Genomic DNA, 24,128 nt, shown 5'->3' with positions numbered 1-24,128 from the left:
GGCATCCTGTTACACAGGGGTTTCCGTTACCCACCCGGTACCCTGATCCCCGCCCTGTTCACGCAGAGTGTCCGATTGCGGCCGGATCGTTATGCTCAATTTCCCCTCAGATGTAATGACTGTCGTCGCAGTGCGTGATTAGGGTCCTCTGCAACCGAGGAGGACGGAGCAAGAAGCCGATGAGCGGAGTGTCAGTGACCAAGGGCGACGAAGCCGTACCCGCTGCGGGCGACCTGGTCGTACTGAGCGACGTGAACAAGCACTTCGGCGCGCTGCATGTGCTCCAGGACATCGACCTGACGATCACCCGCGGCGAAGTCGTGGTCGTGATCGGACCGTCCGGGTCCGGAAAGTCCACGCTGTGCCGCACCATCAACCGTCTGGAGACCATCGACTCCGGCTCGATCACGATCGACGGCAAGCCGCTGCCCCAGGAGGGCAAGGAGCTCGCTCGGCTCCGCGCCGACGTGGGCATGGTGTTCCAGTCGTTCAACCTCTTCGCGCACAAGACGGTGCTCGAGAACGTGACGCTCGGCCAGATCAAGGTGCGCAGGACGGACAAGAAGGCCGCCGAGGAGAAGGCACGGGCGCTGCTCGACCGGGTGGGGGTCGGCGCGCAGGCCGACAAGTACCCCGCCCAGCTCTCCGGCGGTCAGCAGCAGCGCGTCGCGATCGCACGGGCGCTGGCGATGGATCCGAAGGTGATGCTCTTCGACGAGCCGACGTCGGCTCTCGACCCCGAGATGATCAACGAGGTCCTCGAGGTCATGCAGCAGCTGGCGCGTGACGGGATGACAATGGTGGTCGTCACCCACGAGATGGGCTTCGCACGATCCGCCGCGAACCGGGTCGTGTTCATGGCCGACGGCAAGATCGTCGAAGAGGCAACGCCCGAGGAGTTCTTCAGCAACCCGCGCAGTGACCGGGCCAAGGACTTCCTGTCGAAGATCCTTCACCACTGAGTCCTGGATCAGCAGATCCACCACTTCGCGTCAACATAGGGAAGTCACATCATGAAGCTTCGTAAGGTCACCGCCGCTTCGGCCACCGTGCTCGCGCTCGCCCTCACGGCCACTGCCTGTGGCTCCGAGGACAAGGGCGGCGGCTCGGGCAGCGACGGCGGCAAGAAGATCACGGTCGGCATCAAGTACGACCAGCCCGGCCTCGGCCTGAAGACGCCGGACGGCAAGTTCACCGGCTTCGACGTCGACATCGCCAAGTACGTCGCCAAGGAGCTGGGTTACGCCGAGGGCGACATCGAGTTCAAGGAGACGAAGAGCGCCGACCGCGAGACCGCGCTGGCCCGCGGCGACGTGGACTTCATCGCCGCCACGTACTCGATCACCGACGAGCGCAAGCAGAAGGTCGACTTCGCCGGCCCGTACCTGCTCGCCCACCAGGACCTGCTGATCCGCGCCGACGACAACATCGCCAAGGGCGCCGACCTCAACGGCAAGAAGCTCTGCTCGGTCGTCGGCTCCACCTCCGCCCAGAACGTGAAGAAGGACTTCGCCCCGAAGGCCCAGCTGCAGGAGTACCCGACGTACTCCCAGTGCCTCGGCGCCCTTCAGAGCGGCCGGGTCGACGCGCTGACCACGGACGACTCGATCCTGGCCGGCTACGCCTCGCAGGACCAGTACAAGGGCAAGTTCAAGCTCGCCGGCCTCAAGCTGAGCAACGAGAACTACGGCATCGGCGTCAAGAAGGGCGACGCCGAGATGGTCAAGAAGATCAACGCCGCCCTCGAGAAGATGGTCCAGGACAAGTCCTGGGACGCGGCCGTGAAGGCCAACTTCGGCCCGGCGAACTACCAGAACGAGCCCGCCCCGAAGATCGGCAACATCGTCAAGTGAAGCAGGGCTGACCAGGCGCGCCGCCGCTGACGGCGGCGCGCCGCGCCCTCCTACACGCGGAAGCGCGGGAGATCGTGTTCGACTTTCTTGAAGGTTACGACTTGCTCGGGGCGTTCTGGATGACGGTGAAACTCACCGTCCTCTCCGGAATCGGCTCCCTGGTGCTCGGCACCGCACTCGCCGCGATGCGGGTGAGCCCAGTGCCGTTGATGCGCGCGTTCGGCACGTTCTACGTGAACGTGGTGCGGAACATTCCGCTGACCGTGATCATCGTCTTCTCCTCGATCGGTCTCGCCGATGTCTTCGGGATGACGCTTGGGGCTGCTGACGACTTCGACGCGCTGGCGTTCCGGCTGGCGGTCCTCGGACTCTCGGCCTACACCGCGGCCTTCGTCTGCGAAGCCGTACGGTCGGGCATCAACACGGTGCCGGTCGGCCAGGCGGAGGCGGCACGCGCCATCGGGTTGAGCTTCACCCAGGTTCTGTCGTACATCGTGCTCCCGCAGGCCTTCCGCTCGGTCATCGCCCCGCTGACCAACGTGCTGATCGCCCTGACCAAGAACACCACGGTCGCGGCGGCCATCGGCGTGGCGGAGGCGGCTCTGCTGATGAAGGAGATGATCGAGAACGAGGCGCAGCTGGTCCTCATCACGGCGGTCTTCGCCTTCGGCTTCGTGGTTCTGACCCTTCCCACCGGCCTCATCCTCGGGTGGGTCGGCAAGCGCGTGGCGGTGAAGCGATGACATCCGTCCTCTACGACGCCCCCGGCCCCCGCGCCAAGCGTCGCAACGTCGTCTACACGGTCGTCTTCCTCGCCGCGCTGGTGACAGGCCTCTGGTGGGCCATGAGCGTCATGTCCGACCACGGACAGCTCGAATGGTCCCTGTGGAAGCCGTTCACCGAGGCTCAGGCCTGGACGACCTATCTGCTGCCCGGGCTCGGCAACACGCTGATGGCGGCGGCGCTCGCCATGGTCATCGCCCTGCCGCTGGGCGCGGTCTTCGGCATCGCCCGGCTGTCCGACCACCGCTGGATCAGGTTTCCGGCCGGAGTCGTCGTGGAGTTCTTCCGCGCCATCCCGGTCCTGATCCTGATGCTGTTCGCGAACCAGCTCTACGCGAACACGGACGCCATCAGCAGCGATGTCCGCCCGCTGTACGCCGTGGTGACCGGCCTCGTGCTCTACAACGCCTCGGTCCTCGCCGAGGTGGTCCGAGCCGGCATCCTGTCGCTGCCCAAGGGACAGTCGGAGGCCGCCAAGGCCATCGGTCTGCGCAAGGGCCAGACGATGACGAACGTGCTGCTCCCGCAGTCCATCACCGCGATGCTGCCGGCCCTGGTCAGCCAGCTCGTCGTCATCGTCAAGGACACCGCGCTCGGCGGCGCGCTCCTGGCCTTCACGGAGCTGCTCAGTGCTCAGGGCACACTGTCCGCCAACTACGCGAACACGATCCCGAGCTTCATCGTCGTCGCGCTGCTCTTCATCGTCCTCAACCTGATCCTCACCAGCTTCGCCTCGTGGCTGGAGCGCCGCCTGCGGCGGGCCAAGAAGAGCACGGGCGCGGTGCTCACCGCGCCGGGTGGCGCGGAGGAGCCCGTCGGCGAGCCGGGAGTCAGCAAGACGGATGACGGACGCGCCGTCTGACGGTTCATCGGATGTTCGACCGCTGAGGGGCGGTGGCCGTGCGGCCACCGCCCCTCGCCGCACCCCGGTGTCGCTTGACGCAGGCAGCGGCAGTGAGTTGCATACGTTCTGTGATCGCGCACCGGGCTCCCTCCGCACCTCTTCGCACGACCCTTCGCGCCCGAGGAGTCACCTCGTGGACCCGGTGATCGTGGTCGGGGCGGGCCCGGTCGGCCTGGCCCTGTCCCTTGCCCTCGCGTCCCAGGGCGTCCCCTCCGTCGTGCTCGACGAGAGCAACGGCAAGGACGAGTCGCGGCCCGCCCGCACCGTCGTCCTGCGCGCGGACACCGCCGCCCTGGTGGAACGGCTCGGCTGCGGCACCCTGCGTGACGAGGGCCTCCGCTGGACGGGCTGGCGGTCGATGCGGCGCAAGCAGGAGCTGCGGCACCTGCCACTCGGCGACGGTCTCACACCCGCTCCGCTGCACATCCCGCAGCATGCGCTCACCCGCGGCCTGCGGGACGCGGTCGCGGAGCAGCGCCTCGTACGGCTCGTCACCGACAGCCGCCTCGACTCGCTGGAGCAGGACGCAAGCGGCGTCACCGCGCACAGCCGCGGGCCCTCGGGCACCTGGTGGCGGGGCAGCCATCTCGTCGGCTGCGACGGCGCCAGGTCGACGGTCCGCAAGCTCCTCGGCATCCGTTTCCCCGGTCGTACGGCGGTGGAACGCCATGCGGTGGCCGCCCTGCGCACCGAACTGCCGTGGCCCGGCGAGGCGTTGCTGCACCGTCGGCCGCCGTGGCCGTCGGGGGGTGACGAGGTCGTCGCGCGCTCCCTGCCGGACGGTGTGTGGCGCCTGGACTGGCTGCTGCCGCCGCGCGGCGAACTGGTCACGCCCGAGGCCCTCGTGGCACGGGTGCGGGACACCCTGGCGGGCTGGTGCGGCGGCACCCCGCCGTACGAACTGATCGACACCGGCGTCCACACCCTCCACCACCGGCTGGCCCGCCGCTGGCGCGTCGACCGGGCGTTCCTCGCCGGCGACGCCGCGCATCTGCTCGGTGCGCTCGGCACGCAGGGTGTCGACGAGGGGCTGCGGGACATCGACAACCTGGCCTGGAAGCTGGCGCAGGCCTGGCACCACGGCGCGTCCGACACCCTGCTGGACAGCTACCAGGAGGAGCGCCGCACCGCCGTCGCCGCACGGCTGCGCGCCGCCGACCAGTCGCTGCCGATACTGCGCAGTGGCAGCGGTCTGCGGACCTACCTGCCCGGAGCGGCACGCGGCCACGACACGCTGCTCACCGACGGCCATCTCGGTCAGGGCGCGCTCGGCGCGCCCCCCGTCTACCGCCACTCGGTGCTCACGCCCGAGCCGGTGGCTCCGTCGGCCGCTGTCGCCACGGAGGCGGGCGCCCCTGTCGAGGACGTGCGGGTGACGGCGCCCGACGGCACGGCCGCACGGCTGCGGGACCGGCTGGGGCAGGGACGCCTCCTGGTCGTCCTCGTCGCGCCGGGCACCGGTGTATGGGACCGGCGGCACTGGGTGAGCGCCGGCGTGATGCCGAGGCTGGCGGAGGCCGTCACCGGGCTTCCGGTCCCGGCGGAGCTGCTGGTGACGGAGAGCTATCCGGGCGCGGCGGCACACACGGTGCTGCTCGTCCGGCCGGACGGGCATCTGGCGGCGGCGTTCGCCGGTGTACGGCCCGCCGAGCTGCACTCGGCGGCGGACACGGTCCGCGGCGGCGCGCCGTCCACGGCTCGCACCGGCCGCACGGCGGACATCAATTGACCCTTGCGGGTCCGCACGGTCTACTCCGGGACGGAGCCAGGCGAGGCACGTACCGGCCGCCGACACCGCAGGTGCCGAGGCCGCCCCGGGCATGCCCCGGGGCGATGCCCGAGTCTGGGCCCCTCGGACGCGCACGACCGGGCCGGGCGGGTCCGCACGGTCTGGCCCTGCGGACGCGGACGGACCAGGCCTGGCAAGCACCACAGCCGAGCCCGCGGACGCACCGGGAACGGGGGCGGGCGACACCGGGGCCGGGCCTTCGGACGCGCACGGACCGGGCCTGGCAAGCACCACAGCCAGGGCCCCCAGACACACGGGAACGGGGCGGGCGGCACCGGGACGGGCCCCCGCGGACGCACACAAGCCAGACCGGACCGGGCCCTTGATGAAGGCGGAGGCCCGGTGCCGCTGGGCATCCGGGCCCGAACGCTCGAACCGTCTCCCCGCTAGAACGTCGTGTCGTCCAGGTCCTCGGTGTCCTCGCCCTCCTCCTCGAGAGCGCGCTTGACCACTCTGAGCGCCATGCCCTCGGGATATCCCTTGCGGGCGAGCATCCCGGCGAGGCGCCGCAGGCGACGGTCGCGGTCGAGGCCACGGGTGGCGCGCAGTTTGCGCCCGACCAACTCCCGCGCGGTCTCCTCCTCCTGGTCCGCGTCGAGCCGGCCCACCGCCTCGTCGATCAGCGTGGCGTCGACTCCTTTGGTCCGCAGCTCACGGGCGAGCGCCCGGCGGGCGAGGCCACGGCCGTGGTGCCGCGACTCCACCCACGCGCCGGCGAAGGCGGCGTCGTCGATCAACCCCACGTCCTCGAAGCGGGAGAGGACCTCCTCGGCCACCTCCGCGGGGATCTCCCGTTTGTGCAGCGCGTCCGCCAGCTGCTTGCGGGTGCGGGGCGTCCCGGTGAGCAGGCGCAGGCAGATCGCCCGCGCCCGCTCGACCGGATCCTGGGGCGGCAGCGCCTCATCGGCCCTCGACGAGTCGGCGCTGTCGCCCGGCCATTCGGTACGCCGGGCCATGGATCAGCCCTTGGCCGCCGCCGTCTTGGCCGACTTCGCCTTGGAAGCCGGTGCGGGGGCCGACTTCGCCGTGTCCTCGGCCGCCGCCGCGCCTGCCGCGTCAGCGCCGGGCTCGGCCTCCGGCCCCTCCGGGCGGACACCGACGCCCAGCTTCTCCTTGATCTTCTTCTCGATCTCGTTGGCGAGGTCGGGGTTGTCCTTCAGGAAGTTGCGCGCGTTTTCCTTGCCCTGGCCGAGCTGGTCGCCCTCGTACGTGTACCAGGCGCCCGCCTTGCGGACGAAGCCGTGCTCCACACCCATGTCGATCAGGCCGCCCTCGCGGCTGATGCCCTGCCCGTAGAGGATGTCGAACTCCGCCTGCTTGAAGGGCGGCGCGACCTTGTTCTTGACGACCTTGCAGCGGGTGCGGTTGCCGACGGCCTCGGTGCCGTCCTTGAGCGTCTCGATACGGCGGATGTCGATGCGCACCGACGCGTAGAACTTGAGCGCGCGGCCACCGGTCGTGGTCTCCGGCGAGCCGAACATGACGCCGATCTTCTCGCGGAGCTGGTTGATGAAGATGGCCGTGGTCTTGGACTGGTTGAGCGCGCTGGTGATCTTCCGGAGCGCCTGGCTCATCAGGCGCGCCTGGAGACCGACGTGCGAGTCGCCCATCTCGCCCTCGATCTCGGCCCGGGGCACCAGCGCGGCCACCGAGTCGATGACGATCAGGTCGAGCGCGCCGGAGCGCACGAGCATGTCGACGATCTCCAGCGCCTGCTCGCCGTTGTCCGGCTGGGACAGGATGAGGTTGTCGATGTCGACGCCGAGCTTCTTCGCGTACTCCGGGTCGAGGGCGTGCTCCGCGTCCACGAAGGCCACGGTGCCGCCGGCCTTCTGGGCGTTGGCCACCGCGTGGAGGGTCAGGGTCGTCTTACCGGAGGACTCGGGTCCGTAGACCTCCACCACGCGGCCGCGGGGAAGGCCGCCGACACCGAGGGCGACGTCGAGCGCGGTCGACCCGGTGGGGATGACCTCGATGGGCTCGTTCGGCCGCTCGCCCAGACGCATCACGGCGCCCTTGCCGAATTGCCGTTCAATCTGTGCGAGCGCGGCGTCGAGCGCCTTCTCGCGGTCGGTTCCTGCCATGGGTTCCACCCGATTTGCTTGAGTCGATCGCTTCACGTCAAAGACGCTAACCCCTGCCACTGACAACGGGCCCCGCCGTCCCTCCAGCCTGTGGATAACTCGCGGGATTCCGCCGGGATCCGGGCCGGAACCCCATGAGAATGGATGTTCGATTTTGGTGTCAAGCGCACCGCGCCGGTCGGCCGGCCCGGGCCCGGCAGGGCCATCGGCAAGGGTGGGCCGTCGCTCGGACGACCCTGCCGGTCATGCCTCCGGCACGCGTCCCGGGCCGGTCGCCTCCGTGTCCCGTGCCGCCCAGCGGTGCCGCAGCGCCCCCCTGACCTGAGCGAACGCCCGGCTCGCGCGTGGCCGGTGGTGTCCGTGCACACGCGGGTCGTCGGTCACGTCGTACCGCCGCACATAGGCCCCCAGGAACGCCTGGAGCGTAGCGACCGCAGGGATCGCGATCAGCGCGCCGACCGCTCCCAGCAGCGCCGTCCCCGCCACCACCGAGCCGAAGGCGACCGCCGGATGGATGTCCACCGTCTTGGCCGTCAGCTTGGGCTGCAGCATGTAGTTCTCGAACTGCTGGTACACCACGACGAAACCGAGCACCCACAGGGCGTACCAGGGGTCCTGGGTGAACGCGATCAGCATCGGCAGCGCGCCCGCGAGGTAGGTGCCGATGGTCGGGATGAACTGCGAGACGAGGCCGACCCACACCGCGAGCGCGGGGGCGTAGGGCACTCCCAGGATCTCCAGGAGGACGAAGTGGGCGGCGCCGGAGATCAGCGCCATCAGTCCGCGCGAGTAGAGGTACCCGCCGGTCTTGTCGACCGCGATCTCCCAGGCGCGCAGCACCTCGGCCTGCTTGGTCGGCGGCAGGACGGAGCACAGTGCGCGGCGCAGCCGCGGCCCGTCGGCCGCGAAGTAGAACGAGAACAGGAAGATCGTCAGCAGCTTGAACAGGCCGCCCAGCACGGTCGCCGAGACGTCGAGCACTCCGCTGGCGCTGTTCTGCACGTACTTCCGCAGCCAGTCGGAGCGCAGCAGACTGTCCTGTACCTCGACCCGGGACAGCTCGGTGTGGAAGACGCCGTTGATCCAGCGGATGACGGAGTCGAGGTACTTGGGGAAGTCCTCGACCATCTCGATGATCTGCCCGGCAAGCATCGAGCCGAGCAGAACGACGAAGCCGACCCCCACCACCAGCACCGCGAAGAAGACGAGGAACGTGGCGAGTCCCCGGCGCATGCCGCGCGCGGCCATGCGCCCCACGGCCGGTTCCACGGCGAGTGCCAGGAAGAACGCGATCAGGGTGTTGATCAGCAGCCCGATGAGCTGGTGGAAGGCCCAGCTGCCGAGCTGGAAGCAGGCGTAGAGCGCGAGGGCCAGCACCATGGCGCGCGGCAGCCAGCGCGGCATGCGGACGGTGCCGCCGTTCCCGCCGGCCGTGGTCGGCGGGGGCGTGCCGGGCGGCGTGGTGGGGGCGACGGTGGTGTCTCGCGCGGTCGTTTCCGCAGCGGTCTCGTCCTGGGCGTTGCTGTCGGTCCGGTCCACCAGGCAAGTGTCCCGTACGCCGGTGGCAAGGGGTGGGCCGCCCGGTGTCTCAGCGCTTGCCCCGGGGTCTCCGCGCACGTCGGGTGTCTCAGCGCCCGCCCGGCGTCTCACCACTCGCCCGGCGTCTCACCACTCGCCCGGCGTCTCAGCGCCCGCCCGGTGTCTCAGCGCTTGTCGGCGGGGATGTCCATCGCGGCGCAGACCCCACGCCACACGTCCTTCGCCTCCCAGCCCGCGGCCAGCGCCTCGTGGACCGTGCGGCCGCCGAGTTCGGACATCACATGATCGCGTGCGAACGAGTCGGCGTAGGCCGCGCCGAAGTGGTCGGCCATCCGCTCCCAGAAAATCGTCAACCGCATGACCCCAGTATCCCGCCCTGAGAGTGCAGCCCCGCCCGTCGGGCTTGCCAGAAACCCTTTCCGCCCTACCGTCGGAACATGGCTGGAACCGGAGCAACCCATGAGACGCCTCCTGCGTCTCCTCTCGCCCGCGCCGAGCACTTCATCTGGCTGACCGCCCGCGTCCTCGAACAGCGGCGGTTCGCGTACCACTTCCTCGGCGGCGGCTCGGACGCCGTCGAGACGGCTCTCGCCGCGTACCTCAACGAGGACGGCGGCTACGGCTGCGCGCTCGAGCCCGATCTGCGCGGCCCTGTCAGCCAGCCCCTGCACACGGCGCACGCCCTTCGGGTGCTGGACTCCATCGGCCGCTGCGGCGGTCTGCGCGTGGAGCGGATCTGCCGCTACTTCACCCAGGTGTCGACGCCGGACGGCGCGCTGCCCGCCATCCACCCGTCCCAGCGTGGCTATCCGGCCGCGCCGTTCCTCCCGATCGTCGACAACCCGCCGAGCGAGCTGCTGGCGACCGGCCCGGTCGTCGGCCTGCTGCACCGCAATCAGGTGTGGCACGCCTGGCTGTTCCGGGCTACGGACTTCTGCTGGGCGGCCGTCGACGCCCTGGACAAGTCCCATCCGTACGAGGTCGAGGCGGCGGTCGCCTTCCTGGACAGCGCCCCGGACCGCTCGCGCGCCGAGGCCGCCGCCAACCGGCTCGGCCGGATGGTCCGCGAACAGCGGCTGGTCGCCCTCGACCCGCGCCGGCTCGACGACCAGCCCGTGGCGCCGGGCTACGCGCCCGGCGAGCACCACTTCCCGTACCACTACGCGCCCACGCCGGCCTCGCTCGCCCGCCGCTGGTTCACGGACGAGGAGATGGAACGTTCCCTGGAGCACCTGGCGGCGCAGCAGGAGCAGGACGGCGGGTGGCCGATCACTTACCGCGCGTGGGCACCGGGGACAGCGCTGGAGGCCCGGCCGTCGGCGACCATCGAGGCGTTGCGGACGCTCCAGGCGTACGGCCGCGCCATCGGCTGATCCACCGGGCCCTGTCTCGCCCGAGCGGCCGGGGCCCGGCGTGATCCGCCCGCCGATGCGCGTACGCGCGGATGACGACGAGGGCCACGCGCGCGTGGCCGCTCAGCCCCCGAGCGCCCGGACGCCCGCAGCGACCGCGACAGCCGCTCCGACGACGACCAGGAAGGGCGCGCGCAGGACGAGGGCGACCGCCGCGGCGCCCAGCCCGGCCGCCCGTGCGTCGAGCACGAGGGCGTCGCCGACGCTGAAGGTCTGCTGTGCGGTGAGCGCGGCCAGCAGGGCGACGGGCAGCAGTGCGGCCATGCGCTGCACGAGGGGGCGTTCCAGGGTGTCGGCGGGCACCAGCAGGCCGACGAGTTTGACGAGGTAGCAGCCGACGGCGGTCGCCGCGATCGCGATCCAGACGCTCAACGGTCCTCTCCCTTCCCGCGGGCCGTCGTACGCGCGGCCCCGTTGGTCTCTCCCTCGTCGTCTCCGCGGTCGCTCCGGTCCGCGGCCCGGGCTGCCCGGCCGCTCGCACGGCCCTTGAGCCACAGCACGGCGGGCGCCGCCAGCGCCGCCACCAGCACCGGTACCCCCGCGGGCAGGACGGGCAGGAGCCCGAGTCCGAGGACGACCGCGAGTCCGGCGACCGCGCGCTCCGTGGCCGTGCGCAGCATGGGAGCGAGCAGCGCGAGGAAGACGGCGGGCCCGGCCGCGTCCAGTCCCCACGCGTCGGTGTCGCCGATGGCCTCGGCGCCCAGCGCCCCGAGGAGCGTGGTCAGGTTCCACAGCACGTAGAGGGTGAGTCCGGTGACCGTGAAGCCGATGCGCACACTGCGCCGTGTGGGCTGTGCGAGGGCGACCGCGGTTGTTTCGTCGATGACCCAGTGGGCCGCCAGCGGCCGTACGAAGCGGGGCAGGGCGAGCAGCTGGGACAGCCTCAGCCCGTAGAAGGCGTTGCGCACGCCGAGGAAGAAGGCGCCCGCGGCGGCGGCGAAGGGGTTGCCGCCCGCGGCAATGGCCCCGACGAGCGCGAACTGAGAGGCGCCGGTGAACACCAGCAGGCTGAGCGCGCAGGTCTGGAGAAGGGTGAGTCCGGAGCCCGCCGACGTCACGCCGAAGGCGAATCCGGACAGGCCGACGGCGATCCCGACGCCGAGCGCGTCCCGGACGACGGCCGAGTCCGGTTTGGTGACTCCCTGCGGCCCGGACACCGGTGCCGCGGTCGTGGATATCTCTGGGTGAGCTGTCTGTTCTGCCACGTCAGGGACGTTAGGCGGGCTTCCGGTGGGGCGTCTTGTACGTTCTTGCGCGTTCGCGCCGGTAGGCCCCCGGAGGCACGCCCACGATCCGGGTGAAGTGACGGTTGAGGTGCGGCTGGTCGGTGAAGCCGACCGCGACGGCCGCCTCCGCCGGAGCCGTCCCGGCGTCCAGCAGGTGCCGGGCCCGGCGCACGCGCGCGTCCGTCAGCCAGGTGTGCGGCGGCAGCCCGAACGCGGACTTGAAGGCGCGCAGGAGCGCGAAGGGACTGGTGCCGAGTTGCTGCGCGAGCTCCTCCAGGGACGGCGGGTCGGCCATCCGCTCCTCCAGGAGCTGCTTGGCGAGCTCCGCCGTGCGGGCCCCGGCGGCGAGCGGCGCGCGGGCGGGCAGCGTGCGGCCGTGGCGTCGCAGCAGCCGCGCCACCGCGATGCGCAGCACGCTGTCGGCGGCGAGTGCGTTGCCGGCTTCGGCGGCGCGGTGCACCTCGTGCACCAGCCGGGCCGTGTCCGGGTCCTCGACGATCGTCTCGGCGAACCCGGCCGTGCCGCGCAGGCTGGTCACCTCCTCGGCGATCGTCGCGACCAGCTCGGACGACGGGTACAGGGTCGAGTACACCCACCCCTCGGGGACCCCCGCCTTCGCCGAGTGCGGCACCTCGGGGTTGATCATCACCACGGTGCCGGGCCTGGCCCTGATCGTGCCGTCCGGCATGAGCACGTCCTCGATGCCCCGGCGAACGGCGCCGAGGACAAAGCCCTCGTGCGTGTGCCGGGTGAAGGAGTGACGCACGTAGCGGGCCCGCAGCAGGTCGAGACCGGGTACGCCGGGGTACTGCCAGTGCCGCGCCCACTCGTCCTCCCGGTCCGGTGCCGCGTCGGTTTCCATACGGCAATTCTGCGTCGCGGGCCCGGGCCGCCACCTGCCGGTCCACGTCCTGGACACGGTTGTCAGTGGTCGGGTGCACGATGGGGGGCATGGCCAGGACTGCGCTCGACTCCTTCTCCCCCGCGACCCGAGGCTGGTTCACGGGGGCGTTCAGCGCGCCCACCGCCGCGCAGGAGGGGGCCTGGCGGGCCATCGGGGAGGGCTCGGACGTCCTGGTCGTGGCGCCGACCGGCTCGGGCAAGACGCTCGCCGCGTTCCTCGCCGCGCTCGACCGGCTCACCTCCACACCACCGCCCGCGGAGACGAAGAAGCGCTGCCGCGTGCTGTACGTGTCCCCGCTCAAGGCGCTCGCGGTCGACGTCGAGCGCAATCTGCGCAGCCCGCTCACGGGAATCCGGCACGAGGCGGCGCGGCTGGGCCTGCCGGAGCCCGAGGTGCGGGTCGGCATCCGCTCCGGTGACACCCCGGCCGCCGAGCGCCGGTCGCTGGTCTCACGGCCGCCGGACATCCTGATCACCACGCCCGAGTCGCTGTTCCTGATGCTCACGTCCTCCGCGCGGGAGGCGTTGTCCGGCGTGGAGACGGTCATCCTGGACGAGGTCCACGCCGTGGCGGGCACCAAGCGCGGCGCGCACCTCGCCGTGTCGCTGGAGCGTCTCGACGATCTGCTGCCGCGCCCCGCGCGCAGGATCGGGCTGTCCGCGACGGTGCGCCCGGTCGACGAGGTCGCCCGTTACCTGTCGCCGCAGCGCAGGGTCGAGATCGTCCAGCCGCGTTCCGGCAAGGAGTTCGACCTCTCCGTCGTGGTCCCTGTCGAGGACCTCGGCGAGCTCGGGGGTTCGCCTGCGGCCGACACGTCCGAGGGGCCCGGCGAGAGGCCCTCGATCTGGCCGCACGTCGAGGAGCGGATCGCCGACCTCGTCCAGGCCCACCGCTCCACGATCGTCTTCGCCAACTCCCGCCGCCTCGCGGAGCGTCTGTGCAACCGGCTCAACGAGATCGCCTACGAGCGTGCGACGGGCGCCCCTCTGCCGGAGGACGGGCCCCCGGCGGAGATCATGGCGCAGTCCGGGGCAGCCCAGGGCGCGCCGCCGCTGCTGGCCCGCGCCCACCACGGCTCGGTCTCCAAGGAGCAGCGCGCTCTGGTCGAGGAGGACCTGAAGGCGGGTCGGCTGCCCGCCGTCGTCGCCACGTCCAGCCTGGAGCTGGGCATCGACATGGGCGCGGTCGACCTCGTCGTCCAGGTGGAGTCACCGCCCTCGGTCGCCTCGGGCCTCCAGCGCGTCGGCCGCGCGGGACACCAGGTGGGAGCCGTGTCCACGGGTGTCGTCTTCCCCAAGTACCGCGGCGACCTGGTGCAGGCCGCTGTGGTCACGGAGCGGATGCGCACAGGATCCATCGAATCGCTGCGCGTTCCGGCCAATCCGCTGGACGTGCTGGCCCAGCAGCTCGTGGCCGTGGTCGCCATGGACACATGGCAGTTCGACGACCTGCTGGCACTGGTCCGCCGTGCCGCGCCGTTCGCCTCGCTGCCCGAGTCGGCCTTCACCGCGGTCCTGGACATGCTCGCCGGACGCTATCCGTCGGACGCGTTCGCCGAGCTGCGCCCGCGCGTGGTGTGGGACCGCGTCGCGGGCACGGTGACCGGCCGGCCCGGAGCACAGCGGCTCGCCGTCACCTCCGGCGGCACGATCCCCGACCGTGGGCTCTTCGGGGTCTTCCTCGCCGGTGCCGACCCGAAGAAGGGCGGCGGCAGGGTGGGAGAGCTCGACGAGGAGATGGTGTACGAGTCCCGGGTGGGCGACGTCTTCACCCTGGGCACCACGTCGTGGCGGATCGAGGACATCACCCGGGACCGGGTGCTGGTCTCGCCCGCCCCCGGCGTCCCCGGCCGCCTCCCCTTCTGGAAGGGCGACCAGCTGGGCCGTCCCCTGGAGCTGGGCCGCGCGGTCGGCGCGTTCCTGCGCGAGGTCGGCGGGCTGGCGCCCGAGGACGCCCGCCTGCGCCTGGTGGCGGCGGGTCTGGACGCCTGGGCGGCGGACAATGTGCTGGCGTATCTCGACGAGCAGCGCCGGGCCTGCGGCCATGTCCCCGACGACCGCACGATCCTCGTGGAGCGCTTCCGGGACGAGCTGGGCGACTGGCGCGTGGTGATCCACTCGCCGTTCGGCGCACAGGTCCACGCACCCTGGGCCCTGGCCCTGGGGGCCCGCCTCGCCGAGCGCTACGGCATGGACGCACAGGTCATGCACGCGGACGACGGCATCGTGCTGCGTCTGCCCGACGCCGACCTGATGGGCCTGGACCTCCTCGACCAGGACCCCGTCCACGTGGACACGGCGTACGACAGCGAGCAGGCACCGGTGGGAGCCGCGGACACGGTCTTCGACAAGGGCGAGATCAGTCAGATCGTGACCGACCAGGTCGGCGGCTCGGCCCTGTTCGCCTCGCGGTTCCGAGAATGCGCGGCCCGCGCGCTGCTGCTGCCGCGGCGCAATCCGGGCAAGCGCACCCCGTTGTGGCAGCAGCGCCAGCGCGCGGCTCAACTGCTCCAGGTGGCGAGCGAGTTCGGCTCGTTCCCGATCGTCCTCGAAGCGGTCCGCGAATGTCTCCAGGACGTGTTCGACGTCCCCGGGCTCACCGAGCTCATGGGCGACATCGAGTCCCGCCGGGTCCGCCTGGTGGAGGTCACCACCCCCGAGCCGTCACCGTTCGCCCGCTCGCTGCTCTTCGGCTACGTGGCCCAGTTCCTCTACGAGGGAGACTCGCCGCTCGCCGAGCGGCGCGCCGCGGCCCTGTCGCTGGACTCCCGGCTCCTGGCCGAGTTGCTGGGACAGGCCGAGCTCCGGGAGCTGCTCGACGCGGACGTCCTGACCGAGCTGGAGCGGGAGCTTCAGTGGCTGACGGACGACCGGCGGGTCAAGGACGCCGAGGGCGTGGCCGATCTCCTGCGTGTTCTCGGCCCCCTCACCGACGCGGAGCTCGTGGAGCGCGGTGGCGACCCGGACTGGCCGCAGGAGCTGGCCGGCGCACGCCGCGCCATCCGCGTCCGCATCGCGGGCGCGGACCACTGGGCCGCGGTCGAGGACGCGGGCCGGCTGCGCGATGCCCTGGGCACCGCGCTGCCCGTGGGTGTTCCCGAGGCCTTCACCGAGCCGGTCAAAGATCCCCTCGGCGACCTCCTCGCCCGTTTCGCACGGACGCACGGTCCGTTCACCTCGGCCCAGGCCGCTGCCCGCTTCGGGCTCGGTCCGGCCGTCACGGAGGGCGGCCTTGCGCGGCTCGCCGCGTCGGGCCGCGTCGTCCAGGGCGAGTTCCATCCCTCGGGCATCGGTCAGGAGTGGTGCGACGCGGCCGTGCTGCGCCGCCTGCGCCGCCGCTCCCTGGCCGCGCTCCGGCACGAGCTGGAGCCGGTCCCGCCCGCCGCGCTCGGCGCGTTCCTCCCCCAGTGGCAGCACATGGGGAGCAACCGGCTGCGCGGCATCGACGGGCTGGCCCGCGCCGTCGAGCAGCTGCAGGGCGCCGCCGTCCCCGCGTCCGCGCTGGAGAAGCTCGTCCTCCCATCCCGTGTCTCCCACTACAGCACCACGCTCCTCGACGAACTGACCACGACGGGCGAGGTGGTGTGGGCGGGTGCCGGGGCCCTGCCCGGTAAGGACGGCTGGGTCTCCCTCTACCTCGCCGACGTCGCCCCGCTCCTGCTCCCGCCGCCGCACCCGCTCGAGCTGACGGCCCTGCACGAGTCGGTGCTCGACGCCCTGTCCGGCGGCTACGGACTGTTCTTCCGCCAGATCGCCGACCAGGTCCGTGCCACCACCCACCCCGACGCCACCGATCCCCAACTGGCGGACGCGATCTGGGATCTGGCCTGGTCCGGCCGGCTCACCAACGACACCCTGGCTCCCCTGCGCGCCCTGCTGGGCTCGGGCCGCACAGCGGGTTCGACGGCCCACCGCGCCAAGCGCACCGTGCCCCGCGGCCGCTACGGCACCCTGACGGCGTCGGCCCGTCCCACCTCCCGTTCCGGCCCGCCGACCGTGAGCGGCCGCTGGTCCCTGCTGCCGGCCGCCGAGCCGGAGCCGACCCACCGGGCGCACGCTCTCGCCCGCACCCTGCTCGACCGCCACGGCGTCGTCACCCGCGGCGCGGTCGCCGCCGAGGGCGTGGAGGGCGGGTTCTCCGCGACGTACCGCATCCTGTCGGCCTTCGAGGACAGCGGGCAGGCCCGCAGGGGCTATGTCGTCGAGGGCCTGGGAGCCGCCCAGTTCGCGATGGACGGCGCGGTCGACCGGCTGCGCGCCGTCTCGACCGCCCGGGACCGGGAAGAGGGCCAGACGGCACCCCGCGCGGTCGTCCTGGCCGCCGCCGACCCGGCGAACGCGTACGGGGCGGCACTGCCCTGGCCCGAGCCGCCGGAGGGCGCCGGGCACAAGCCGGGCCGCAAGGCCGGCTCCCTCGTCGTCCTGGTGGACGGCGAGCTGACGCTCTACATGGAGCGCGGCGGCAAGACCCTGCTCTCGTGGGTGACGGACCCGGAGGCTCCGGCTCTGCACGCGGCGGCCACCGCCCTGGCCACGGCGGCCCGCGAGGGCGCGCTGGGCACGGTGACCGTGGAGCGGGCCAACGGCACTCCGGCCCTCACCTCGCCACTGGGCCGGGTCCTGGAGAGCGCCGGGTTCCATGCCACCCCGAGGGGGCTGCGCCTGCGCCCCTGACCCCCACGCCGGCGCCACCTGGCGCACGTCTCGTGCCCTCCCGCCGCCCCGCAGACCCCCACCCCCGACCACCGGCCGCCCCGCCGTGCGGACCCGCGCCCGCCCCCCACCGCCCCGACGGCAACGACACCAGCCCACTCCCCCGCCGTCGCGCATCATGGATGCCATGCCCGAAGGAGACACCGTCTGGTGGGCCGCCCACCGCCTGCACAGCGCACTGGCCGACCGCGTGCTGACCCGCTTCGATCTGCGGGTGCCCCGGTTCGCGACGGCGGATCTCACCGGCCGGACCGTCCTCGACGTCACCCCGCGCGGCAAGCACCTCCTCACCCGCATCGAAGGCGGCCTCACCCTGCACTCGCATCTGCGGATGGACGGCTCCTGGAAGGTCTACGGCACCGGTGAGCGCTGGCGCGGCGGCCCCGCGCACCAGATCCGTGCCGTCCTCGGCAACGAGGCGTACACGGCGGTCGGTTACCGCCTGCCCGTCCTGGAGCTGCTCCGCACCGCCGACGAGGACCAGGCCGTGGGACATCTCGGCCCCGATCTCCTCGGCCCCGACTGGGACCCGGACACAGCCGTGGCCAACCTCCTCGCCGACCCCGGCCGCCCCCTCGGCGAGGCCCTGCTCGACCAGCGCAATCTCGCCGGGATCGGCAACGTCTACAAGTCCGAACTTGCCTTCCTCGCCCGCGTGACGCCCTGGCTTCCCGTCGGCGAGCTGCCCGCCGACACGCTCGCCCGCCTCGTGGCCACCGCCCAGCGGCTCCTCGATGCCAACAAGTCCCGTCCCGAACGCGTCACGACGGGCCGCCGCGGCCCCGGGCAGCAGCTGTACGTCTACGGCCGTGAGGGGCGACCGTGTCCGCGCTGCGGTGCCCCGGTGCGCAAGGCCGACCAGGGAGACGGCAGCCGCGAGCGCCCCACGTACTGGTGTCCACGCTGTCAGGCGGGACCGACTAGTTGACGGTCCGTCAGATGAGGCCGTACGGTCGGCTGATGGGCCTGTCGGCGTACGACCTCAGCGGCCGCACCGCGTTCGTCACCGGAGCCGCAGGCGGCATCGGCCGCGCCTCGGCCGTCCTGCTCGCCGAGGCGGGGGCCGTCGTGCACTGCGCCGACATCGACGAGAAGGGCCTCGCCGAGACCGAGTCCCTGATCCACGGCAGCGGCGGCACCGCCGTCACCCACACCCTCGATGTCACCGACCGTTCGCAGGTCAGGTCCGCGGTCGACAGCACGGGCGGACTCGACATCGTGGCCGCGATCGCGGGGATCATGCACACCAGCACCGTGCTCGACACCCGGGACGAGGACCTCGACCGGGTCCTGGCGGTCAACTTCAAGGGCGTGCTCCACACCTGCCAGGAGGCGGCCCGCGTCATGATCTCCTCGGCCGGCCCTCCGGCCGATGGCCCGCGGCCGGGCGACACCGGCGAAGGCCGCGGCCGCGGCTCGATCATCACCATGGCGTCCAGCGCCGTCGATGCGTCCCAGGCAGGGCTTCTCTGCTACAGCGTGGCCAAGGCGGCGGTCGTCCAGCTCACCAGAACGCTCGCAACGGAGCTCGGGCCGCACGCCGTGCGCGTCAACGCGGTGGCCCCCGGCTGGGTACGCACGCCCATGACGGACCGTCATGATGCAGAGAACCAGGCCAGAGTGGAGACGGCGATGATCCGGAGGTCGCCGCTGCGCCGCGTCGGCGAACCGGAGGACATCGCACACGCGGTGCTTCATCTCGCGTCCGACGCCTCGTCGTTCACGACGGGTCAGATATTCCGGCCGAACGGCGGCGTCGCGATGCCCTGGTGACACCGCGGGTCGCGGACACATGCACGGGCAGCAGGCTCAGCCCCCAACCGCCTGCCGCCACCGCCCCCTCGAGGACGCCCGCGTGCTCCGGCACCAGTGCCAGCCGAAGGACAGCCCACCACCAGACCGCGCCCGCTGCGAGCCCGAGCAACGCGACGGGCACGAGGACCGCTGTGCGTATCGCCATGCCGCCTCCTCCGGGCCACGCTAGCGGGACGCGCACGATCGCCGGGAGGGCGCACGGGTGCCGGCCCCCGGCGCTCGAACGACCGTGTCCGCCCGGCTTCTCTTCGAGAGCCGCCAAAGCAGCTCACCGAATGCCCTCATCCGCGAGCACCGCAGGCGCGGCATGGCGAACTCTCCGAGCCCCGCCGCCCGTTACACGGCCTCCGCCTGGAACATCCAGGCGTGCTTTTCGAGGTCGGCTGTCAGCCCGATCAGGATGTCCTGCGTCACCGGGTCCGGCTTCTCCGTCGCTTCGATGCGTTCCCGCATCCGGCCGATGACCGCGGCCAGCGCGTCGACCAGGGTCTGCACCGCGTCCACGTCCTTGATCCAGCCGTCCGGCACGGATCCGATCGCGCTTTGCGCCGCCACCGTCTTGGCGCGCGCGTCCGGCGTCACACCGATCGCCGACGAGCGCTCGGCCACCGTGTCGGAGTGTTGACGCGCCGTGGCGACGACTTCGTCGAGCTGCAGGTGAACAGACCTGAAGCGGGGACCGACCACGTTCCAGTGCACCTGCTTGGCCACCAGGGCCAGATCGACCAGATCGACCAGCGCGCCTCGCAGGGCGTCGCCGACCGTCTTGAGGTCCGCCTCGGACAGAGGGCTCTTCACGACAGACATGCGTGTCCTCCCTAGGGGTACGCGACTACGCTCCACAATCGCACAACTACCTGAAAGGGTCATTCGGGGGCAAGAAGAAGACCCCGACCGGTACTCGCGTACCACTCGGGGCCTGCCCCAAACAAAGCCGTGCAGTGCCTTACGGATCAGGCGGCGACGACGTCGACCGCTTCCGTGGGCGCCTTGATCGTCACCCGCTCCGTCGGCACACCTGCCACCGACGTCACGGAGACGGAGTTGAGCATCGGGCGTACCGGTGCGGGCACCGGCTCGGTGGCGGCTGCCGACTCGGCCAGTTCGGCCAGAGACAGCTCGTCGCTCACCTCGCGCATGAGCTCGGACATCCGTACGTCAAGCGCGTCGCAGATGGCGGAGAGCAGCTCGGAGGACGCCTCCTTCTGCCCCCGCTCCACCTCGGAGAGATAGCCGAGCGAGACTCGGGCGGACGAGGAGACTTCGCGCAGAGTACGGCCCTGGCGCTGGCGCTGCCGACGCAGCACGTCACCCAGCAGGCGACGGAGCAGAATCATCGGTGGCTCCCTCCTCGGACCGCGTAGCCGCATCCTTCTCGCCCCACCGTACCGCCTCGCGCCGCGGCCGTGCGGGGAGCGATGTCGTGTTCACTCAGGGCTGCAAACATCAAGTCCCCCCGTTCTGTTCCGTATCCTGTGTCCGCGCATTCCCGTGGAGTTCGTCAGAGAGCAGGTCGAGCACTCTGCGTACACTCTCTCTACGGATTTCCTCCCGGTCGCCGTTCAACCGCAAAGCTGCCACTTTCCCGGCTCCGGAAGGTCCCGAAACGGCAACATAGACCGTGCCGACCGGCTGTCCGTCCTGGGGTTCGGGGCCGGCGACACCGGTGGTCGCGATGCCCCAGACGGCGTCCAGACGGCCCCGCACACCGGCCGCCATCTGCGCCGCCACCTCCGCGTCGACGGCGCCGCGCTCAGCCAGAAGGGCCCCGTCCACGCCCAGAAGATCCCTCTTCAGGGTGGTGGCGTAGGCCGTCACGGACCCCCGGAAGGACCGCGAGGCCCCTGGGACCTCCGTCAGCTGTGCGGCCACCAGACCGCCCGTGAGGGACTCGGCGACGGCCAGCGTCTCGCCACGCTCCGCAAGCAGAGCCAGCACACGAGCCGCCGTGTTCACCGTTCCGCGCCCTCGGTCTCGGTCCTCGCCGCCCGTTCTTCGGCGAGCCCCCTGCGCCTCAGGACGATCGCCTGTCGCACGTAGTCGAGGCCGGTGAGGACCGTCAGGACCACCGCGAGCGCCATCACCCAGAAGCGCAGGGTCGCCAGCGGGCCGGTGAGCGCCAGCACGTACATCCCGACCGCCGTGCCCTGCGCGAGCGTCTTCATCTTGCCGCCGCGACTGGCCGGAATGACCCCGTGCCGGATCACCCAGAAGCGCATGAGCGTGATCCCGAGCTCACGGAAGAGGATGACGCCGGTCACCCACCACGGCAGGTCCCCTAGAGCGGACAGGCAGATCAGCCCGGCCGCCATGATCGCCTTGTCGGCGATCGGATCGGCGATCTTCCCGAAGTCGGTGACCAGGTTGTACGTGCGGGCCAGGTGGCCGTCGAAGATGTCCGTGATCATGGCGACGGCGAACGCCGCCCAGGCCCAGGCGCGCCAGGCCGGGTCGTAGCCGCCGTCTTGGAGCATCAGGACCACGAAGCCCGGCACCAGCACCAGGCGCACCATGGTCAGGATGTTGGCGATGTTCCACAGGCTGGCCTGGTTGACGGCCGCAGCGCCCAGCTTGCCGCCGGGCGCCGGCCTCCCGGAGCCGCCCGCCGCGGATGCCGGCACTCCGGTCATCTGCCCGCCTCCTCGCCGAGACACTGCGCGACCAGGTCGACGCCCTCCGTACCCACGACCTTCGCCTCGACCATCCGGCCGGGGACGAGGCCCTCGGGGGACGTGAACAGCACCTGGCCGTCCGTCTCCGGCGCCTGGTGAGCGGCGCGGCCCACGGCGCCGTCCTCGTCGTCCACGCTTTCGACGAGTACTTCGAGGGTCTCATTCATGCGCTCCTCGGCGCGCTGCGCCGTGAGCTCCTCAGCAAGTCTCGACAGGTGCTCCAGGCGCTCGGCGATGACGTCCGCGTCGAGCTTGTTGTCGTAGGAGACGGCCTCGGTGCCCTCCTCGTCGCTGTAGCCGAAGACGCCGATGGCGTCGAGGCGGGCAGCGCCCAGGAAGCGTTCCAGCTCGGCGAAGTCGGCCTCGCTCTCGCCGGGGAAGCCGACGATGAAGTTGGACCGTACACCTGCCTGGGGGGCCTTGGACCGGATGGTCTCCAGCAGCTCCCAGAAGCGCTCCGTGTCACCGAACCGGCGCATGGCGCGCAGCACGCCGGGGGCGGAGTGCTGGAAGGACAGGTCGAAGTAGGGGGCGACCTTGGGCGTGGAGGTGAGCACGTCGATCAGGCCGGGGCGCATCTCGGCGGGCTGGAGGTAGCTCACGCGGACGCGCTCGATGCCGTCGACACCGGCCAGCTCGGGCAGGAGGGTCTCGAGCAGGCGGATGTCGCCGAGGTCCTTGCCGTACGAGGTGTTGTTCTCGGAGACCAGCATGACCTCCTTGACGCCCTGCTCGGCCAGCCAGCGCGTCTCGCCGAGCACGTCGCTCGGGCGGCGCGAGATGAAGGAGCCGCGGAAGGACGGGATGGCGCAGAAGGTGCACCGGCGGTCGCAGCCGGAGGCCAGCTTCACGGAGGCGACAGGGCTGGTGCCGAGGCGGCGGCGCAGCGGCGCGCGCGGGCCGGACACCGGGGCGACGCCCTCGGGAAGGTCCTCGGGCGCGGGGGCGACGTCTCCGTGGCCGGGGAGGGCCACCTCGGTGGCCTGCTGGCGCTCGACGGGGCTCAGCGGCAGCAGCTTGCGCCGGTCGCGCGGGGTGTGGGCCTCCACGCTGCCGCCGCTCAGGATGGTCTGGAGGCGGCTGGAGATGTCGGCGTAGTCGTCGAAGCCCAGCACACCGTCGGCCTCGGGCAGCGCCTCGGCGAGCTCCTTGCCGTACCGCTCGGCCATGCAGCCGACCGCGACGACGGCCTGGGTACGGCCGTGATCCTTGAGATCGTTGGCCTCCAGCAGGGCGTCGACGGAGTCCTTCTTGGCGGCCTCGACGAATCCGCAGGTGTTGACGACGGCGACATCCGCGTCGGAGGCTTCCTCGACGAGCTCCCAGCCGTCCGCTGCCAAGCGGCCTGCGAGCTCCTCCGAGTCCACCTCGTTACGGGCGCAGCCAAGAGTGACGAGGGCGACGGTACGGCGTTCGGGCATGGGCTCAAGACTACTTTGTCCCGGCCCGCGCCCCTGCCCCGAGGGTTCCCCGGACCGTCGGCCTCCCGCCGCCCGCCCGTGGGCGGGGCGACGCCCTGGCCGGTCAGCCCGCCGCGGGGTCGCCCTTGGTGTAGGACAGCCGCTCGACGCCGCCCATCTCGAAGTCGTCCTCGACCTTCTTGCCGTTGACGAACAGCTCGATCGCGCCCGCGTTGCCGAGGATCAGATCGACGCGCTCGTCGTCCTGGAAGGTCTTGGACTCGCCCTTGAGCAGGGTGCCGTCGAAGAGCAGCTTGCCGTTGTGCGATTTGGCGGAGATCCAGCTCTTGTCGTGGGTGGCGGACAGCTTCACCGTGACCTTGTCCTTGGGCACCGCCGCGATGGCGCTGTCCGAGGGGTCGGGCTTGGGGTCGGCCGGCTTGGTCACGTCGGCCTTCGTCGGGCTGGGCTCGGCCTCGGGCGCCGGGCCCTCGGCGACCCGGGTGCCCTGGGTGTCGCCGTCCCTGACGAGCGTGAAGCCGGCGAAACCGACCACGACGACGATGGCGGCGACCATGGCCGCGGTCCAGTTGGGCCGTCGTCGCTCGGGACGGATGCGTTCGGCTTCGAACAGCGGTGCGGCCGGCGTCGGCGCAGGACGTCCGCCGTGCTCGGCGTCGTACTGCTCGACCAGCGGCACCGGATCGAGCCCGACGGCGCGCGCGAGCGTGCGGATGTGGCCGCGCGCGTACACGTCGCCGCCACAGCGGGTGAAGTCGTCCTCCTCGATCCCGTGCACGATGGGGATGCGGACCCGGGTGGAGGAGCTGACCTCGTCGACGGTCAGACCGGCGCTGATACGCGCCTGCTGCAGGGCGTGACCGATCGACGGCCGGGCGTCTTCGACGGAAGGCCTGTTGTCTTCGGGGGAGTTGCCGATGGACACGGGGGCGCCTTTCGAGCGTGTAGCCACCTGCTGGAGGTTCAGTCTAGGGGTGGTACGAAAGGGTGGGGCAACCGGGCGGCGGGACTTTG

The 24,128-nt window shown here is 71.6% G+C and carries 23 protein-coding genes; 9 read left to right on the top strand and 14 right to left on the bottom strand.

Translation table 11 applies throughout. The features are described 5' to 3' along the window. Positions 1–179 precede the first annotated feature (179 nt). From ACLB9X_RS29190 to ACLB9X_RS29170, 5 genes are all read left to right on the top strand, one after another. Positions 180–962, top strand: coding sequence for an amino acid ABC transporter ATP-binding protein (locus ACLB9X_RS29190; protein ID WP_410363412.1), 783 nt, complete (start codon positions 180–182; stop codon positions 960–962). Positions 963–1,013: 51 nt separating this feature from the next. Next, positions 1,014–1,853: a glutamate ABC transporter substrate-binding protein gene (locus ACLB9X_RS29185; RefSeq protein ID WP_410363411.1), complete on the top strand. Its 840-nt coding sequence runs from the start codon at positions 1,014–1,016 to the stop codon at positions 1,851–1,853. 74 nt (positions 1,854–1,927) lie between these two features. Further along, positions 1,928–2,596: an amino acid ABC transporter permease gene (locus tag ACLB9X_RS29180; RefSeq protein ID WP_410363410.1), complete on the top strand. Its 669-nt coding sequence runs from the start codon at positions 1,928–1,930 to the stop codon at positions 2,594–2,596. Next, positions 2,593–3,498, top strand: coding sequence for an amino acid ABC transporter permease (locus tag ACLB9X_RS29175; protein WP_410363409.1), 906 nt, complete (start codon positions 2,593–2,595; stop codon positions 3,496–3,498). Before ACLB9X_RS29180 ends, ACLB9X_RS29175 begins: the two co-directional genes overlap by 4 nt. A 175-nt stretch (positions 3,499–3,673) precedes the next feature. After that, the gene (locus ACLB9X_RS29170) at positions 3,674–5,269 is read left to right on the top strand and encodes an FAD-dependent monooxygenase (protein ID WP_410363408.1); all 1,596 of its coding nucleotides are present in this window, start codon (positions 3,674–3,676) and stop codon (positions 5,267–5,269) included. A 446-nt stretch (positions 5,270–5,715) separates the two neighbouring features. Here ACLB9X_RS29170 and recX read toward each other — a convergent pair whose 3' ends face one another. The 4 genes from recX to ACLB9X_RS29150 form a co-directional block, all read right to left on the bottom strand. Then, positions 5,716–6,285, bottom strand: coding sequence for a recombination regulator RecX (gene recX / locus ACLB9X_RS29165; RefSeq protein ID WP_410363407.1), 570 nt, complete (start codon positions 6,283–6,285; stop codon positions 5,716–5,718). A 3-nt stretch (positions 6,286–6,288) separates the two neighbouring features. Then, entirely contained in the window at positions 6,289–7,413 is a 1,125-nt protein-coding gene (gene recA, locus ACLB9X_RS29160; protein WP_410363406.1) for a recombinase RecA, read from the bottom strand. A gap of 243 nt (positions 7,414–7,656) precedes the next feature. Beyond that, positions 7,657–8,817, bottom strand: coding sequence for an AI-2E family transporter (locus tag ACLB9X_RS29155; RefSeq protein WP_410363450.1), 1,161 nt, complete (start codon positions 8,815–8,817; stop codon positions 7,657–7,659). A 299-nt stretch (positions 8,818–9,116) separates the two neighbouring features. Further along, on the bottom strand, positions 9,117–9,311 hold the full coding sequence (locus ACLB9X_RS29150; RefSeq protein WP_410363405.1) for a DUF3046 domain-containing protein: 195 nt from the start codon (positions 9,309–9,311) through the stop codon (positions 9,117–9,119). Between the two features lie 78 nt (positions 9,312–9,389). On the opposite strand from ACLB9X_RS29150, the gene ACLB9X_RS29145 reads away from it, so the two are divergent. Next, positions 9,390–10,325 carry a hypothetical protein gene (locus tag ACLB9X_RS29145; protein WP_410363404.1) on the top strand — a complete coding sequence of 312 codons (936 nt, stop codon included), beginning with the start codon at positions 9,390–9,392 and terminating at the stop codon, positions 10,323–10,325. Between the two features lie 102 nt (positions 10,326–10,427). Here the strand turns inward: ACLB9X_RS29145 and ACLB9X_RS29140 are convergent, their stop codons facing one another. From ACLB9X_RS29140 to ACLB9X_RS29130, 3 genes are read right to left on the bottom strand one after another with little or no spacing between them, the layout of a single operon-like run. Next, a complete protein-coding gene (locus tag ACLB9X_RS29140; RefSeq protein WP_410363403.1) occupies positions 10,428–10,736 on the bottom strand; it encodes an AzlD domain-containing protein in 309 nt (102 codons plus the stop codon). Continuing rightward, positions 10,733–11,569, bottom strand: a complete 837-nt coding sequence (locus ACLB9X_RS29135; protein ID WP_410363402.1) for an AzlC family ABC transporter permease — start codon at positions 11,567–11,569, stop codon at positions 10,733–10,735. Before ACLB9X_RS29135 ends, ACLB9X_RS29140 begins: the two co-directional genes overlap by 4 nt. A 10-nt stretch (positions 11,570–11,579) precedes the next feature. Continuing rightward, a complete protein-coding gene (locus ACLB9X_RS29130) occupies positions 11,580–12,452 on the bottom strand; it encodes an AraC family ligand binding domain-containing protein (RefSeq protein WP_410363401.1) in 873 nt (290 codons plus the stop codon). Positions 12,453–12,541: 89 nt separating this feature from the next. On the opposite strand from ACLB9X_RS29130, the gene ACLB9X_RS29125 reads away from it, so the two are divergent. The 3 genes from ACLB9X_RS29125 (at position 12,542) to ACLB9X_RS29115 (ending at position 18,979) form a co-directional block, all read left to right on the top strand. Further along, positions 12,542–17,167: an ATP-dependent helicase gene (locus ACLB9X_RS29125; protein WP_410363400.1), complete on the top strand. Its 4,626-nt coding sequence runs from the start codon at positions 12,542–12,544 to the stop codon at positions 17,165–17,167. A 166-nt stretch (positions 17,168–17,333) separates the two neighbouring features. Further along, complete coding sequence (locus tag ACLB9X_RS29120) at positions 17,334–18,134, top strand: Fpg/Nei family DNA glycosylase (protein ID WP_410363399.1); 801 nt, start codon at positions 17,334–17,336, stop codon at positions 18,132–18,134. Between the two features lie 32 nt (positions 18,135–18,166). Further along, on the top strand, positions 18,167–18,979 hold the full coding sequence (locus tag ACLB9X_RS29115) for an SDR family NAD(P)-dependent oxidoreductase (RefSeq protein ID WP_410363449.1): 813 nt from the start codon (positions 18,167–18,169) through the stop codon (positions 18,977–18,979). Here ACLB9X_RS29115 and ACLB9X_RS29110 read toward each other — a convergent pair. The 7 genes from ACLB9X_RS29110 to ACLB9X_RS29080 form a co-directional block, all read right to left on the bottom strand. Next, positions 18,927–19,166, bottom strand: coding sequence for a hypothetical protein (locus ACLB9X_RS29110; RefSeq protein WP_410363398.1), 240 nt, complete (start codon positions 19,164–19,166; stop codon positions 18,927–18,929). The genes ACLB9X_RS29115 and ACLB9X_RS29110 overlap by 53 nt on opposite strands. A gap of 191 nt (positions 19,167–19,357) precedes the next feature. Then, positions 19,358–19,828 (bottom strand): Dps family protein, encoded by a 471-nt coding sequence (locus tag ACLB9X_RS29105; RefSeq protein WP_410363397.1) that lies wholly within the window; start codon positions 19,826–19,828, stop codon positions 19,358–19,360. 146 nt (positions 19,829–19,974) lie between these two features. Continuing rightward, positions 19,975–20,358, bottom strand: a complete 384-nt coding sequence (locus tag ACLB9X_RS29100; protein ID WP_177151709.1) for a helix-turn-helix domain-containing protein — start codon at positions 20,356–20,358, stop codon at positions 19,975–19,977. Between the two features lie 109 nt (positions 20,359–20,467). After that, positions 20,468–20,977 (bottom strand): CinA family protein, encoded by a 510-nt coding sequence (locus ACLB9X_RS29095; protein ID WP_410363396.1) that lies wholly within the window; start codon positions 20,975–20,977, stop codon positions 20,468–20,470. Continuing rightward, positions 20,974–21,651, bottom strand: a complete 678-nt coding sequence (gene pgsA, locus ACLB9X_RS29090; RefSeq protein ID WP_410363395.1) for a CDP-diacylglycerol--glycerol-3-phosphate 3-phosphatidyltransferase — start codon at positions 21,649–21,651, stop codon at positions 20,974–20,976. The genes ACLB9X_RS29095 and pgsA overlap by 4 nt, the downstream gene beginning before the upstream one ends. Continuing rightward, positions 21,648–23,114, bottom strand: coding sequence for a 30S ribosomal protein S12 methylthiotransferase RimO (gene rimO, locus ACLB9X_RS29085; protein WP_410363394.1), 1,467 nt, complete (start codon positions 23,112–23,114; stop codon positions 21,648–21,650). Before rimO ends, pgsA begins: the two co-directional genes overlap by 4 nt. 103 nt (positions 23,115–23,217) lie before the next feature. Continuing rightward, the gene (locus tag ACLB9X_RS29080) at positions 23,218–24,039 is read right to left on the bottom strand and encodes a helix-turn-helix domain-containing protein (protein ID WP_410363393.1); all 822 of its coding nucleotides are present in this window, start codon (positions 24,037–24,039) and stop codon (positions 23,218–23,220) included. Between the last annotated feature and the right edge of the window lie 89 nt (positions 24,040–24,128).

Source organism: Streptomyces sp. 5K101, from assembly GCF_046506645.1.
Classification (GTDB): Bacteria; Actinomycetota; Actinomycetes; order Streptomycetales; family Streptomycetaceae; genus Streptomyces.
This window is presented reverse-complemented; position numbering and strand designations above follow the sequence as displayed.

Bases quoted from the DNA above. Each gene is read 5' to 3' on its own strand.
- ACLB9X_RS29120 (WP_410363399.1), top strand. From the start codon at position 17,334: ATGCCCGAAGGAGACACCGTCTGGTGGGCCGCCCACCGCCTGCACAGC.
- ACLB9X_RS29190 (WP_410363412.1), top strand. From the start codon at position 180: ATGAGCGGAGTGTCAGTGACCAAGGGCGACGAAGCCGTACCCGCTGCG.
- rimO (WP_410363394.1), bottom strand. From the start codon at position 23,114: ATGCCCGAACGCCGTACCGTCGCCCTCGTCACTCTTGGCTGCGCCCGT.
- ACLB9X_RS29145 (WP_410363404.1), top strand. From the start codon at position 9,390: ATGGCTGGAACCGGAGCAACCCATGAGACGCCTCCTGCGTCTCCTCTC.
- ACLB9X_RS29155 (WP_410363450.1), bottom strand. From the start codon at position 8,817: ATGCCGCGCTGGCTGCCGCGCGCCATGGTGCTGGCCCTCGCGCTCTAC.
- ACLB9X_RS29185 (WP_410363411.1), top strand. From the start codon at position 1,014: ATGAAGCTTCGTAAGGTCACCGCCGCTTCGGCCACCGTGCTCGCGCTC.
- ACLB9X_RS29115 (WP_410363449.1), top strand. From the start codon at position 18,167: ATGGGCCTGTCGGCGTACGACCTCAGCGGCCGCACCGCGTTCGTCACC.
- ACLB9X_RS29105 (WP_410363397.1), bottom strand. From the start codon at position 19,828: ATGTCTGTCGTGAAGAGCCCTCTGTCCGAGGCGGACCTCAAGACGGTC.
- pgsA (WP_410363395.1), bottom strand. From the start codon at position 21,651: ATGACCGGAGTGCCGGCATCCGCGGCGGGCGGCTCCGGGAGGCCGGCG.
- ACLB9X_RS29125 (WP_410363400.1), top strand. From the start codon at position 12,542: ATGGCCAGGACTGCGCTCGACTCCTTCTCCCCCGCGACCCGAGGCTGG.
- ACLB9X_RS29175 (WP_410363409.1), top strand. From the start codon at position 2,593: ATGACATCCGTCCTCTACGACGCCCCCGGCCCCCGCGCCAAGCGTCGC.
- ACLB9X_RS29130 (WP_410363401.1), bottom strand. From the start codon at position 12,452: ATGGAAACCGACGCGGCACCGGACCGGGAGGACGAGTGGGCGCGGCAC.
- recX (WP_410363407.1), bottom strand. From the start codon at position 6,285: ATGGCCCGGCGTACCGAATGGCCGGGCGACAGCGCCGACTCGTCGAGG.
- ACLB9X_RS29110 (WP_410363398.1), bottom strand. From the start codon at position 19,166: ATGGCGATACGCACAGCGGTCCTCGTGCCCGTCGCGTTGCTCGGGCTC.
- recA (WP_410363406.1), bottom strand. From the start codon at position 7,413: ATGGCAGGAACCGACCGCGAGAAGGCGCTCGACGCCGCGCTCGCACAG.
- ACLB9X_RS29150 (WP_410363405.1), bottom strand. From the start codon at position 9,311: ATGCGGTTGACGATTTTCTGGGAGCGGATGGCCGACCACTTCGGCGCG.
- ACLB9X_RS29100 (WP_177151709.1), bottom strand. From the start codon at position 20,358: ATGATTCTGCTCCGTCGCCTGCTGGGTGACGTGCTGCGTCGGCAGCGC.